Here is a 13,194-nt window from a genome sequence, read left to right as displayed (position 1 = left end):
CGCAGTTTGGACTTTGAGACTAAAATAGCATCATAAGGCATGGTATATCCGACTAATTTAGCCTAACTGATTGTAAAAAACTAAATGTAGCCATAAAGTTAACCTACAAATCCAACTATCGACTAAGATTGACAGCATTAGCATTTTCTTCATAGCTGTAAAAATGATCTATGGCCCTTTAACTAAATAAGCCGATGAACAAACTTAAACAAACTCTATTTGGGTGTTTTTTACTTTTCTTGTGGACATTAAGTCCCTCTGTATTAAGCGCTGAAATTGCGTTGGACTCCCCGTATTTGTTCCATGCTAAAGCGGATCAACAGCCTCCTGAGCGGTTTGAAACCGTGCCCCATTGGATGGGACTACTCGACGAAGCTAGTTCGGTCAGCTTAACCGGTGGCGATTATTGGATGATTACACCTGTGATGGTCAATCAACGTCAATCAAACTGGGTAGTGGATGCAAGTAATTCGATTATTGAATCCGTAGATTATTGGATACTCGGCAGTGACGGCAGCGTACAACATGCCCACAGTGGCTACACTGCTCCATACCAGTTTTTATTCGATTATGGCCGTAAGGTCACCTTGAATATGGGCACGGATTATTGGTTGGTGGTGAAGCTGAGTAGCCGTTATTACTCCTCTCCCCCTGAGATAGCATTGCAAAGTGTGGCGGATCATCAACTTATGTCTGACCGTCTCGCAATGGCAGTGCTGCTGTGTTTAGGCGGATTATTGTTTATCGCTTTATATAATATTTTGATTTATATCTCTATTCTTGATAAAGCGTTTCTCTACTATGGTCTTTACGTATTTGCCTATTTTGGTGGCTGGGCACTGACTTTCCATTTGCCTGCACACTTATTTAATTTCCATTACCTCGAGTTGCATCATCTGTTTTTCATCAGTTTGCCCATTTTTAATATCATGTTTTACAAGCACTTCCTGCAGTTACCTAGTTACTCTCCGCGGCTGTGGCGTCTTAGTCAGTATTTAATGTTTGCCTGCATTGTGGCTCTGCCGACCAGTATTTGGTTGTTATCCTATACGGCAATTATTGCTTCTGTACTGATCATGCTATGGATTGCTTTAGCGATTACTTGCGGTAATGTGTGCTTGATGAAAGGCTTTGCTCCTGCGCGTTATTTTATTCTTGCCTTTACTTGCTTGCTGTTGCCTGCGGTGATTATTTTACCCGGAAATATGGGGTTAACCCCTGATTTTATCGAACATGCTGAGCTGGCGACACTGATGGGCGGCACGGCCGATGCGTTGCTGCTGTCCTTAGCGTTAGCGAATAAGCTGAAATTACTTGCTGAGGAACGTAAGGCGCATATTGAAGAGTTAGCGATTGCATGGGAAAAGGCACGTTTAGATGGATTAACGCGAGTCGGTAATCGTTATGCTTTTGACGAATATATGAACTCACAATTAGGATTTGCCGATAAAGTCGTGCAACCGATGGCGTTAGCACTATTGAATATCGATAGTCTGAAAAGTGTCAATGAAACACTCGGCCATCAAGAAGGCGATAGATTATTGCTGTTGATAGTGCAGTTATTGCAAGCAACAGACTTAGCGCACATGAAGGTTTATCGTATTAGTGGTGACGAGTTTGTGATTGTGACGCCTTCTGCTGGTATCCAGTTATTACAGAGTGCTTTGAGTGGCTTAGGTGAAGAATTAGCAAGCCATGGTTTTAAAGATTGCCAGTGTAGTTTTGGGATGTCGTTAAACACTGAGGTCGCAGATCCCCATGAGTGGTTGCGTTCTGCTGACACTCACTTATATCAATCGCGTATGGATAAGCGTCGTCAAGAGTATGCAGATACTCGCGGTGTCGATGTGAGGCTACATTTAAGCTAGCTATTGAAAATTTAAAATAATCGTTTTATACCAATCACATTAAATAGCTAATCAGTTCAGAGCCTCACAGGTATTTCAATCCAAGGCGCATTGACGCAGAAATGGTTATTCCCTTTTAAGTCAATGCAACACTGGAGTGGGATGCCTGTGTGGCTCCCGAAGGGCGGCTGATGTTTACTACATGGCAACGCGCTTTATACTGCGTTTAAGGCTTTCGACAGAGCACCACTATGCCTTCAAGCCTTCGCCTTGTCTAAAGCGCGTTGAACTCCCGCTGAATGAACAGATATTTAATACGATTGGTATTATTAGAACATTAGAAAACATAAACGGCGCAGAATTTATCTGCGCCGTTTATGTTTTTATCTTAGATTTATTAGCTTCATCTTGCTTGGACTGAGCAGTGTCCAAGTTTGCGACTTAGCTAGATTTAAGGACGAGCTTAGAAGTCTTTTTCGCCCTTAATCACCGCAGGATGACCCGATATCGCTTTTGAAGTGTGCATTCCTGCCATCGTCGCCGCTTCGACGCAGCCCGCATTAAGGCCTGTCTTTATCCAATCGCCCGTTATATACAGGTTATCTATCCCTGTGCCATCTGTCGTGATGCGATACTGCGAGCTGTCTTTAACCGATAAGACATAACGCTCGGATGGGTCTACATTTGCGCGCCAATATTGGCTATCGAAGCGGGCAACACCTTGACGGTCTTGTTCATCGTGTAACCATTCCCAAGGGAAGCTATCACCGACATTTTGCCAAAGTTTATGGATTTCGGTATTGAGTTGATGGATAGCACCCGCTTTTGCTTCTAAGGTTTTCCGTTGTTGGAAATCTACATCCGAGCTTGGTGGATAGGCCTCGACAGGCAATGCCGAGCAAAAGTAACTGGCATTTTTAGGTTCTAAGCCGCGCCAATCTTCTTTGTCTAGTAGTTGGTTCATCGATGCCCAAGTATCGAAGGGTTCGGTGAAGCCCGATAATACGGGTTCCTCTCCATCTTCAGAGTAATTAGGCCAGCCTATCCCATTCAGATCTTGGTTCATCCACAGTTGATAGGCTTGAGTGGCGACAGTTTGCACCTTATCAACGCAAAGCTTGAGGGCTGGGCTTTGTGCCATGACTTCACTCGCCACATGGGGCACAGAACCTATGGATAGACCGAAGATCACTTTGTCGAAATCTACGCCTTTGACTAAACGCTTTTTCGGCAGGGCTTTGCCAAAGTGAGTTTCATACACGCTGTCCCAATCGCTCCAGAAGTGTTCAAGATTGATATTATGGGCTTTAAGCAGTGCCGCTTGTTCAGGCTCAAGTTGCTCATAATTGGGCGTACTTGGCCAGCAAGCGAGACCTTTAACATCGACCAAAGGATCATAGTTTGTGACAGTCGGCGCCAGAGCTACTTGCTCAGTGATCTCAATCGCTTGAATACTTTGATTACGGCATTCGAGATTATCAACTCGATTGAAGTAGTGGAAATTGACTCCGCGGCGTTTGAGCACTTCGTAAAAAGGTGTAAACACAACATCACCCATTCCCGCCTGCATTTTCCACATCACGCCACCTTGATAGCACAGGGCAATACGCAGCATAGCGCGGATAATTGTGCCCGCTTCGACATTGGGTTTGTCGAAGTTCCCTTTCTCATAGGCAAACACTAAGTCGTAAAAACCACGCACTGGCGCACTGTCGACAGTGTACTTAAGGCTTGCACCGTGTTTGGTTAACCATTCGCGATAATCATAGCCATTGATGGCATCAAAGCCTTTTTCAAATACATCGTCGGCAAACATGCCCTTGAGGATCGTGAGGCCCAGATCGGCGGCTATATATAAGTGGCGCAGTTCGTCATTATTATCTAAATGTCCGCTAAAACGTTTCACGAGTCTTTGATGCAGGGCATCGACAGCTGATTCTACAAAACCATCGTCACTTTCACTGTGTACATGCTCATCGCACTCGCGGCCAATCATTTGATTAAAATGGCATTCAAGCTTATCACCGAGCGCGTCGAGTGATTCTTTGGCATCTTCGACCGAATCCTCTAACTTATCTTTTAAGCGTTCAAACCAGCTGCTATCGAGCCAGTTTTTAGGTGTTCCCATGGCATTTTCATCTGCATCGAGCAGGTCATCCATGTCTTTGAGCCATTCTTTGATCCACGCAAAGGCGACTTTAACGACTTTCCAGAAGGTGAGGGTTTCGGTGCCATCACCTGGGATGCCTGGTAGCATTGGGAAAGTGATTGGCCAACTCACAGAACGGCCATCAACGTCTTCCTGTAAGACGATGAAGTTATGCGGTTTAAAGGCATCAAAAAAAGTTGCAAGCGGCGCGTTTGCTGGCCTATCCAATTCCTCATATGCTTTACGCATTAAGGCAAACGCGTTTTGATAGAAACCAAACCAAATGTGTAAACCATGTTCTTCGATGCGTTGTCCCATAGCGGCATTGCGGCCACTAGCCCCTTTACCACCGATACGCCAGCCGAGTTGATAGACATCAATCTCATATTGATTCTGCCAGCCGGGTTTGTCGGTTAGATAACAGGCTGCTGTCATTGCCGCGACACCGCCACCGAGAATGGCTATTTTCTGTTTTTTGATTTCGGAGTTATCGACTAATACTTCGCCGGGCGGCACTTCAAAATCGAAGTTCACATGGTAAGGGAGTAAAACGTGCTGCTCACCAATCTCGACCCCGAGCGTATCTTTTAACGGGAAGCTGGCATTATCAAAAATGGTCGCGATAAAATCATTTTTTAGCAGGGCAACACTGTGCACTTTATTCACTTGGGCTGGCGCGGCAACGATGGCTTGATAAATAGCTTTTTGCCCTGACGAGTCGGGGAACTGTTTTAGAAATACTTGATCGATAGCGGGTTTAAATAATAGATGAAATAGCTGCTCTTCGCCAAGCTGGTCAAGTTCTGGAATAAAATCGGTTTGTTCTTTAAAGAGTTGCCAAGTTTGGGTTATCGCTTCAAGGGTTGAAAGCTGTGCCTCGGGTTTGGCATCGCAATTCACTTCAATTAATGGATGCAGGGCAAGTTCGGTTTCGGGTGAGAAATGTAAAAAACTTTTGGTCTCAAGGGATAATCGCGTCAGAGGCTCGCCAACCGCTGGCATAGTGTATTCACATAAATACTTAGGATAACCAAAGAGTTCTCTGCCATTAATTAAGGCCATGGCATCGTTTACCCAAATGTGTAGTGGCTGAAAATACACTTGGCTGATTTGTTTACTGTCGCTGCTATCTTGGCGCCCGACCATGATCCAAGTGATGATGTCTGTTTCTTGGATCCAGCCCTTAGCTCTGTCCTCTGGATAAGCGGAATATGCTTTTTCAATTTGAGTGAAGGTTGTCAGTACGTAGGGAGACAGCACCTTAAAATACATTGCGCTGCCGGCAACTTGATTCAGGGTTTTATCGATAGAGCGTTGCAGGTTTTCCTGTTTCCCCTTAAGAAAAAAACCGTACATATCGGCTTTATTTAGCACTAAGGGCGAGTGCATCAACATACTGCCTTGGGGATAAATAAAGTCGGGGCGCTGTTTTTCCATGGCGTTCATCCTTAAATTTCAGTGTAAGTCCAATAATTTGGGAGTTATAGCCCAAAAAGCATAGGGCAAATAAGCAATTAAGCCCATTGATTTTACACTGGAATGATGAAGTATTTGAGAGGTGATAACGGGGTTGAGTAGCAAGTTGGATATTATCCAACTTGCTCAGATTTGGCAGGTTTAGCACAGAACGAATTTGTAAAACAAACCCGTGAGAGCAAGGGTACTTAGATTTAGTTACTTCGATTTATTTTGGTAGAAATCCACCTCTGTATTATCGTCCGAGTAACGTCGCTTAGTATCTCTGCGGCGCTGTTTCACGCGTTTATTCTTTTGCTTACCTTTGACGTTATCGCCCCATGGCGCATCATCGTCGTCAAATTCATAGGAGTGTGACATGGTCAAAATTCCAAAAATACCTGTGCCATTCGCAGCACCCGATCTTTTTACCCAAAGGAGAGATGAAGCTAAAGCGAAATATTTCATCACTGATGGTGAAAAGTTTTGTCCAAAGGCTATATCTTGCCACTGAAATGGCCGTATCTGAGATTTTAATGGGGGATGAGTGGGTTATCTTTATGATAATTAAAGGATAAGTGTAATTATCATCGGGAATTATATTATATAATTGAAACTGGCGCCCAGAATGAAAGGCGCCAAGTTTTGATACAAAATAATGAGTTAGTGTTACTTGCTGCGCAGCATACGCGCGACAAACATACCATCACTATTCGCTTCAAAGGGCCATACGGTCAACATTTCTGTTTGTTCACCCGTAAAAGGATGGCGTATCGGCGTGAGCGTGAACTCTGGATGTTGCTGTAAAAACGCCGTCACCACGTCTTGGTTCTCGAGCGGCGACAAGGAACATGTGGCGTAAACGAGTACGCCGCCCGCTTTAACTGCGCGGCTACTGCGGCTTAAAATATCGAGCTGTAACGCGGCTTTATCGGCCGCGGCTTCAACACCATCCAACCAACGCATATCAGGATTACGTCGCCAAGTGCCAGTACAACTGCACGGGGCATCGACTAACACACCGTCGAAATGATCCGCTGGCACGGGGAGGGAATCGCTCTTCCACCGGGCCACGCTAATACCGTTAAAGTGGGCTCTTTGGGCACGCTTAGTCAGTTCTTCTAGGGCATTGGAGCGAATATCTGACGATATAATGCTGCCCGTGGAGGGTGTTTGATTATCAGCAGCCTTGGTCAGCATCAAAGACCGCAGCTGCAGGGTTTTGCCGCCAGCACCACTGCAGGCATCCCACCAATGGGCATCGGATTCAGGTGCACACTCAATGGTATCGAAATTTGTCGGCGTTTATTAGCCAGAGTGAATCCCAAGAATCTGACGGGCACGTTAATTGTGGTGCCAATAGTGAATGTGTTTGGTTTTATTCAGCAATCCCGTTATTTACCCGATCGTCGCGATTTAAATCGTTGCTTTCCTGGTTCTAGCAAAGGGGCGCTCGCAAGCCGTTTAGCTAATCTGTTTGCCACTCAGTTATTAGTTCATGCAACCCATGTGATTGATTTACATACTGGGGCCGTCCATAGGGATAATTTGCCGCAAATTCGCTGTGATACGAATGATGAGACTATGCTCGCCATGGCGAATGCCTTTGGTGCACCGCTGATCATGCATTCTAAAGCGCGCAGTGTTTCTATGCGAGGTTATGCTAATCAACAGGGCATTCCTTGCATTTTATATGAGGCTGGAGAGGCGTTACGTTTTAGCGAGTTGTCGATAAAATCTGGCCTCAAAGGTGTGCTCAATGTGATGCGCAGTTTAGATATGCTTAAAGGGCGAGTGAGTAACAAAGGCGCGAGTGTCAGTGCTATTCGCAGTTATTGGGTTCGCAGTGAATCCGATGGTTTAGTGAATATGAAGCTTAAACTCGGCCAGCGGGTGACTAAGGGTTATATCATTGCCCATATCGTCAGCCCCCACGGCGGTGACAGTGTGGCCATTCGCGCGCCAACTGACGGTATTATCATAGGAATAAGTAATATCCCTGTGACTAACGAAGGTGAGGGTATGTTTCATATCGCCCAGTTCGAAGGTGACGAGATTGAAATTGCCAACGAACAGCTCGATGAATTCCTGATGGAATATGCCTAGAATCTAGGTCCCATTACCTCTACAGTTTAAACCGCTCTACTGAGCTGGTGAGTGAATGGGCAAGCAGAGTGACTTCGTTGCTGCGTTTGGCCATGTCCATAGCTTCATTGGCATTTTGGTCTGCAGATTGTGCCGCCTCACTCATGCTCGACTCAATCCGTTGGCTGTAATCTAACTGCTCGTGGGCGGCGTGGGTGATCTCTAGACTCATTTTATTGAGGGTATGTAAGGTGCTTTCTATGTGAGCGATAGCATCCTGCAGGGTTTGGCTTTGTCCGACACACTCATTTGCTTGATTTTGCCCCGTAGTAATTGCATCGGCTGCCGTGGATGTTTCTTTTTGCAGGGCCGTGATCATGGTTTGAATTTCGGCGGTGGCGGCTTGGGTGCGTGAGGCAAGTGATCGCACTTCATCGGCCACAACGGCAAAACCACGACCATGTTCCCCCGCTCTGGCGGCTTCAATGGCGGCGTTCAGTGCCAGCAAATTGGTTTGTTCGGCAATGCTGCTAATAGTGGTTAAAATGCTGCCAATATTATCGCTTTGAATGCTCAAGCGAGACATGACTTCAACTGAGCGACTTAAACGGGCGCTCAGTTCGGCAATTTTATTGCGATTATCATCGGCAATTTGCTTCACTTGATTACCGTATTTCGAGGCTTGACTGATTTGTCTCGCCGACTCACTGGCCTGTTCTGTCACTAGATTTGAGCTAGTAAACATCTGTTCTGTGCTATGCGATAGAAAACTCCCGCTTTTGCTAACTTAGGTTGCACTTTATTGGCGTAAACCGCGGCGAAGGTTTGCCAATCTTGTTTGAGCACTTGCTCGGCTTGGCCATTGAGTTGGCGGGCAAAATGTTGAGTTTGCTGGCTATAGATTTTACCTTGATAATCATAGGCTAATTCCCATGGAGCCTTATGCCATGCCCGTTCGGCGAGGGCGACCATGCGCGGGAATAACATGTATTCTGCTTGCTCGTCCGATTGCACCATTTCGCTCCAAAGATGTCCCTGCAAGCCGTAAAAACGGTGTCTCGGTTTGAGTTGGCTGCGGCTATCGTCCGACACAAATGGCTGATTTAAGCTATTGTGCCAGCGCTCGGCATGTGCGGGCAGATTATCGGGCATAAAGCTAAACACCTTAAAACTGTCTAGTGCCCTCGAGGCCCAATGATTGCCGCGCTCATCTGGATGGCTAGCGTAGGGGAAATCGAAATAGGTGACTTCTGGCGTTGAGATAACGATCTTCCATCCAAGATTTGCTTGCTTATGGGCGATTTGATGGCCGTTGTTTGAAATCTGCGACCAAGCGTTAGATTGCACTTGGGCGGGCATGTTTTCGGGGCGCACTTCACCCATGCCATCATTCCAACCAGCGGCAATAATTCCTTTCTCTGCCAACATGTTCGCAACTCGCTCGATAAAGTAACCATTGAGCGAATGCAGTCCGGCTAACTCATCGGCTTTTTGTTTTTTCATTGCGATACACGCGGGGGATTCTACCCAAGCGCCTGCGGTTTCATCGGCGCCTATGTGGTAATGCACTAAAGGAATGCCTACGGCTTGGTGCATCTTTTTAACTTCATCAATCACAGTATCAATAAAGTGATAGGTGCTCGGCAGACACACATTGAGTGTGTTGTCGTGGTAATACTGAATCGACGAATATTGGGTTTTATCTGCAAATTCAGTCAGTAAAAACTCCTCCGCCTTAGCTTTGTCTCCCTTGGCGAGGTAATGGTGATAACGCGCCTCCATGGATTTTATTGCGGCGCGTGAATGCCCCGGCATGTCCAGTGAAGGGATCACTTCGATATGGTGAGCATCAGCCAGTTGTAATATTGCTTGGTATTGCGCCACGGTTAAGTAGCCATCGACGGGGTTTACGTCCGCTATGCCGCTGCCCAGTTGTGGCAATAAACAGGTTTGCTCGGTTAAATCGAAACAGCGTTTTGCGCCCACATCGGTCAGTTCAGGTAAGCCGGGGATGGCTAAACGCCAACCTTCATCGTCGGCTAAGTGCAAGTGCAGCTTATTGATTTTATAGGCGGCGAGCTGTGGGATAATGCGTTTAATAAAATCGAGCGAGTGAAAGTTACGAGCTAAATCGATATGCAGGCCGCGAAAGGCGTAGCGAGGCTGGTCTTGAATATCGATGGCGACGAGTTGATCTTCACTTAAACTGATTAGCCCAGCTAGGCTTTGTAGGCCATAGAAGAGTCCCGCCTCAGTGCCCGCTCGAATACTGATTTGCTCAGCTGTTATGGTTAACCGATAGGCTTCGCTGCTTTTAATTTCACTATCATGGGCTCCAGTGCTAGCGACTTTAGGAGCTTGAGCATCGAGTTGCAATAATAGCGGCGTGCCTTTGTCCTTGGCCGAAAAGCCTAAATGATCGAGGTAATCAAACGCCGCTTGCCGCCCCTTAAAATCGACAGTCGCAGCCGTGAGTTGATAACCTTTAGCAAGGGATAAAGGCGCTGAGTTTAGGCTTTGGCTATGAAGTGGCGTGGGGATGAGTTTGCCGCTAATGTCAGGTGCTTTGTCTGCGGCTAAGGCTTGATATTGCTCTGCTAAATACTGGCCATCGGCAAAGGGGATTGCATCGTTTTTTGCCAGTAAGAATTGTTTTTCGGCATTAAAAGGCGCCAGGTAGTCTTGCTCGGCTAAACCTGTTTCTTTATCGCGCCTTGTTTGAGTGCTCTTTATGACCTGCGCCTTATCGCCCATAGCGATAAAGAAGTTTGGCATAAACTCGGAACGGGTGATTTGGCTGCCTTTGCTATAAAACTCAATACGATAAACTTGATTGGCGACGAAGCCCTTAAAGCTGGCTTTAGGAGTGATTTTATGTAAATCGCCATTGATATGCTCAATGCTAAAGTCACCCGCATCGACGAAATAAACGGGCGATAATTGGCTGAAATAAATTTGCCAGTCGCCATGATTTAGCTCTTCGTTAGATAACTTGTCGTTGGATAACTGAGTGGGCAGGGTTAGCTCAATGACAGAGCGGTAGCATTGGGCTTCTTTAGCGGGACAGGTTTCAAGATAACTAGCGGTTAGCTGATAATTTAATTGGAGCTTATCGGCCAATTGATTCAGCGCGACATGATTTGCCTCCTGCACGGCGTTGGCTGCCTGTACTGATGGCATAGCAAGTATTGAAAGCACTGGCATCGCGGGAAGCACTGCCATTACGCCGCTGACTAAGGCCGTCTTAATCCCCTGCCACTTTATTTTCCCTTTCGTTAGTCCTTTCACTTAACTGAGTCCTTTTGTTGTAAAAACCACTGCGCCGCGCCTATGAGTGCCGCATTGTGATGTTGGCTGGGTGAAATCGTCAAGTCCGCCAGTTGGGGGCCATAGACTAAGCTTTGCAATTTCTGTTTAAGCGCTTCAATAAAGAAGGGAAAGCTTTGGCTGACTGAGCCGCCAAGGATGATATCTTTAGGATCGTATACCAGTAAGGTTTGGGCGATCATGTGCGCCAAGTGTTCACCAAAATGGGCGAAGGCTTGCAGCGCTTGGCTGTCTCCTTCACAGGCTTTTTGATACAAATGCTCGCCACTCATTTGATGATGAGTGGTGAAGTATTGCCCAGAGCAGTAATGTTCAATAATGCTATCACGATAACTCAAACTGCCGATTTCTCCTGCGGCGCAATGTTTACCCGAATACAACTGGCCATTAAAAATCACCCCAGCGCCCACGCCTGTGCCTAAGGTAATCCCGAGCATGTCTTGATTGCGATTGAGCACAGCTTCGCCAAGGGCAAAGAGGTTAGCGTCGTTATTCACAACCACATCCATTTCAAAGGTATTTTTAAGTTGCTGGGCTAACTGCGTTGCCGTCAACGCAGGGATGTTGAGCACTTCGAGTAAAGTGCCGCTGTGCATATCCACCATGCCGGGTATCCCGATGGAAATACCATAGGTTTCAGGCGTGAGGTGGCTGTGGATACAGGTCACGAGGAAATCGAGTAACTGTTCGAAATTGCCATCGGCGGGAACGGGATACCGCCAAGTGTCGAGTAAGGTTTTACCTTCCACCTGTGCCAACATCAGTTTAGTTCCCCCAAGGTCTAAACATAGGACGCTCATAATAGCTTGTTGCCTCTCGTGTTGTTTGTTGCCATAGGAACGGCGTCCTTTGATGCCGCTTTCGCTGAGAACAGGGTAGTGTTTTTAATCAAGGGGCGAGCCGTTAGCGCGACATAACCTATGTAAGCCATAGGGATTAACAGCACTAACATCCCGAACCGTAACTCGCCGGATAGCTCGCTGATAACACCAATGATCGGCGAGATAAACGCGCCGCCGATAATGCCAGTGCAGAGAATGCCAGCGAATGATCCATGATCTTGGGCGCGAGAATTGAGCGCCAGCGAGAAGATCACCGACCACATGATAGAAATGAAAAAGCCAACCAATGGGAAACAAATTAATGCTAGTTGGCTCGGTCCCCAAATCGCCACTAGAAAACAAACCAGTGAACTAAGGGAAAAACTGAGCAGCAAGATCTGACTGTCGATAAGTTTAAGTAGCAGTAAACCGAGTAGGCAGCCGAGCGTCATGTAAAACCAAAAATCGCTAACCACATTGGCGCCGACACTTAAGGTGTCAAGACCATGATATTGTGACAAAAATACTGAGATACTGTTAGCAAGTCCTTGCTCAAGCGCAACGTAGGCGGCGATAGCGAAGAAGAATTTCAAAACGGTTTTATCTTTGAAAAGACGTAAATGGGTCTCGAGGGCACCTGCCGACTCATCTGCCAATTTATCCACTTTGGGCATCTTCACTAGGCTGGCAAAGAGCACCATGGCGAGTGCGACCACGGCAAATAACCAGTACATGGCGAGCCAACTCATGTTCTCGGGCAATAGCTGTTGCACATAGTTGGCTGATGCTGCACTGGCTTGATCTAAGGCGACAAAATGCTGATACACCAGCGGCGCTAAGGTCGCGGCGCCGCCAAAGGCAAGTTGGGCCAGTACGGAGAAAAAGGCAAAATGCTCTGGCCCCGCAGCTTGTCGCAATAAGGGATTCACTGCTACCTGCAATAAACTCATGCCAGTGCCAATACAAAACAGGCTAAACATGGCGATGCTAAAGGTGGGCAGACACACAAAAGTCACGGCGCCGATAAACGCGAGGCTAAAGGCTAAGATGATCACCCGCTTTTCACCGTACTTGTCTACTAAAATCCCCGCAGGAATCGATGTCACTCCGTAGGCGATAAAAAATGCAAAGGGAAACAACCCCGCCAACGTCAGGCCGATAGCATAACTGTCAATTAATGCAGGGAAAATCGGCCCCATGCTGTTGGTCATCAAGGAAATCACAAAGAAAGTACAGAGGACAAACAGAATGATGAGTTTGTGTTTCATGTGCTTAGCCAATTGAATTAAGTGAAATTCATTGTGGCTTGACGCTCGCCTTGGTGGTGATACGAATGGCACCTCTGTCGATACTATTCTCACATAGTCAAATTGTGTTCGCGCTGATTGGGCTGAATTACATCAGGTGCTGTAAATACTTGCTGTAGATAGTGGGCAGCAGATAGCTGCTGCGGATGAGCATAGAGAAAACCATGTTTTATCCTCTGCTGATAAAGTGTTTACTTGTAAAA

General features: G+C 46.6%; 8 protein-coding genes and 3 pseudogenes. 4 read left to right on the top strand and 7 right to left on the bottom strand.

The window, feature by feature from the left end; all coding sequences use genetic code 11:
* The first annotated feature begins 194 nt into the window (after positions 1–194).
* The gene (locus tag CKQ84_RS00775) at positions 195–1,868 is read left to right on the top strand and encodes a diguanylate cyclase (RefSeq protein WP_105249757.1); all 1,674 of its coding nucleotides are present in this window, start codon (positions 195–197) and stop codon (positions 1,866–1,868) included.
* A gap of 181 nt (positions 1,869–2,049) precedes the next feature.
* A complete protein-coding gene (locus tag CKQ84_RS23955; protein WP_105249756.1) occupies positions 2,050–2,268 on the top strand; it encodes a hypothetical protein in 219 nt (72 codons plus the stop codon).
* A 42-nt stretch (positions 2,269–2,310) separates the two neighbouring features.
* On the opposite strand, the gene CKQ84_RS00765 is transcribed toward CKQ84_RS23955, so the two are convergent.
* Together CKQ84_RS00765 and CKQ84_RS00760 are read right to left on the bottom strand one after the other, a co-directional pair.
* Positions 2,311–5,433, bottom strand: coding sequence for an NAD(P)-binding protein (locus tag CKQ84_RS00765; RefSeq protein ID WP_105249755.1), 3,123 nt, complete (start codon positions 5,431–5,433; stop codon positions 2,311–2,313).
* A gap of 237 nt (positions 5,434–5,670) precedes the next feature.
* Positions 5,671–5,832, bottom strand: coding sequence for a hypothetical protein (locus CKQ84_RS00760; protein ID WP_006080915.1), 162 nt, complete (start codon positions 5,830–5,832; stop codon positions 5,671–5,673).
* Between CKQ84_RS00760 and CKQ84_RS24130 the strand changes: the two genes are divergently transcribed.
* Positions 5,831–5,965, top strand: a complete 135-nt coding sequence (locus CKQ84_RS24130; protein WP_263180925.1) for a hypothetical protein — start codon at positions 5,831–5,833, stop codon at positions 5,963–5,965. The genes CKQ84_RS00760 and CKQ84_RS24130 overlap by 2 nt on opposite strands.
* A 155-nt stretch (positions 5,966–6,120) precedes the next feature.
* On the opposite strand, the pseudogene CKQ84_RS00755 reads toward CKQ84_RS24130, so the two are convergent.
* Positions 6,121–6,729 (bottom strand): annotated as a pseudogene (locus CKQ84_RS00755) (RsmB/NOP family class I SAM-dependent RNA methyltransferase); the annotation flags it as partial.
* On the opposite strand from CKQ84_RS00755, the pseudogene CKQ84_RS00750 reads away from it, so the two are divergent.
* Positions 6,730–7,557: pseudogene (locus CKQ84_RS00750) on the top strand (succinylglutamate desuccinylase/aspartoacylase family protein); the annotation flags it as partial.
* A gap of 19 nt (positions 7,558–7,576) precedes the next feature.
* Here the strand turns inward: CKQ84_RS00750 and CKQ84_RS00745 are convergent.
* The 4 genes and pseudogenes from CKQ84_RS00745 to CKQ84_RS00730 form a co-directional block, all read right to left on the bottom strand.
* Positions 7,577–8,287: pseudogene (locus CKQ84_RS00745) on the bottom strand (methyl-accepting chemotaxis protein); the annotation flags it as partial.
* Complete coding sequence (locus tag CKQ84_RS00740) at positions 8,260–10,824, bottom strand: family 20 glycosylhydrolase (protein ID WP_254053157.1); 2,565 nt, start codon at positions 10,822–10,824, stop codon at positions 8,260–8,262. The pseudogene CKQ84_RS00745 and the gene CKQ84_RS00740, both read right to left, overlap by 28 nt.
* A complete protein-coding gene (locus tag CKQ84_RS00735) occupies positions 10,821–11,663 on the bottom strand; it encodes an ROK family protein (RefSeq protein WP_105249754.1) in 843 nt (280 codons plus the stop codon). Before CKQ84_RS00735 ends, CKQ84_RS00740 begins: the two co-directional genes overlap by 4 nt.
* Positions 11,660–12,952 (bottom strand): MFS transporter, encoded by a 1,293-nt coding sequence (locus CKQ84_RS00730; protein ID WP_105249753.1) that lies wholly within the window; start codon positions 12,950–12,952, stop codon positions 11,660–11,662. Before CKQ84_RS00730 ends, CKQ84_RS00735 begins: the two co-directional genes overlap by 4 nt.
* Between the last annotated feature and the right edge of the window lie 242 nt (positions 12,953–13,194).

The organism is Shewanella sp. WE21 (assembly GCF_002966515.1).
GTDB lineage: Bacteria > Pseudomonadota > Gammaproteobacteria > Enterobacterales > Shewanellaceae > Shewanella > Shewanella oncorhynchi.
This window is presented reverse-complemented; position numbering and strand designations above follow the sequence as displayed.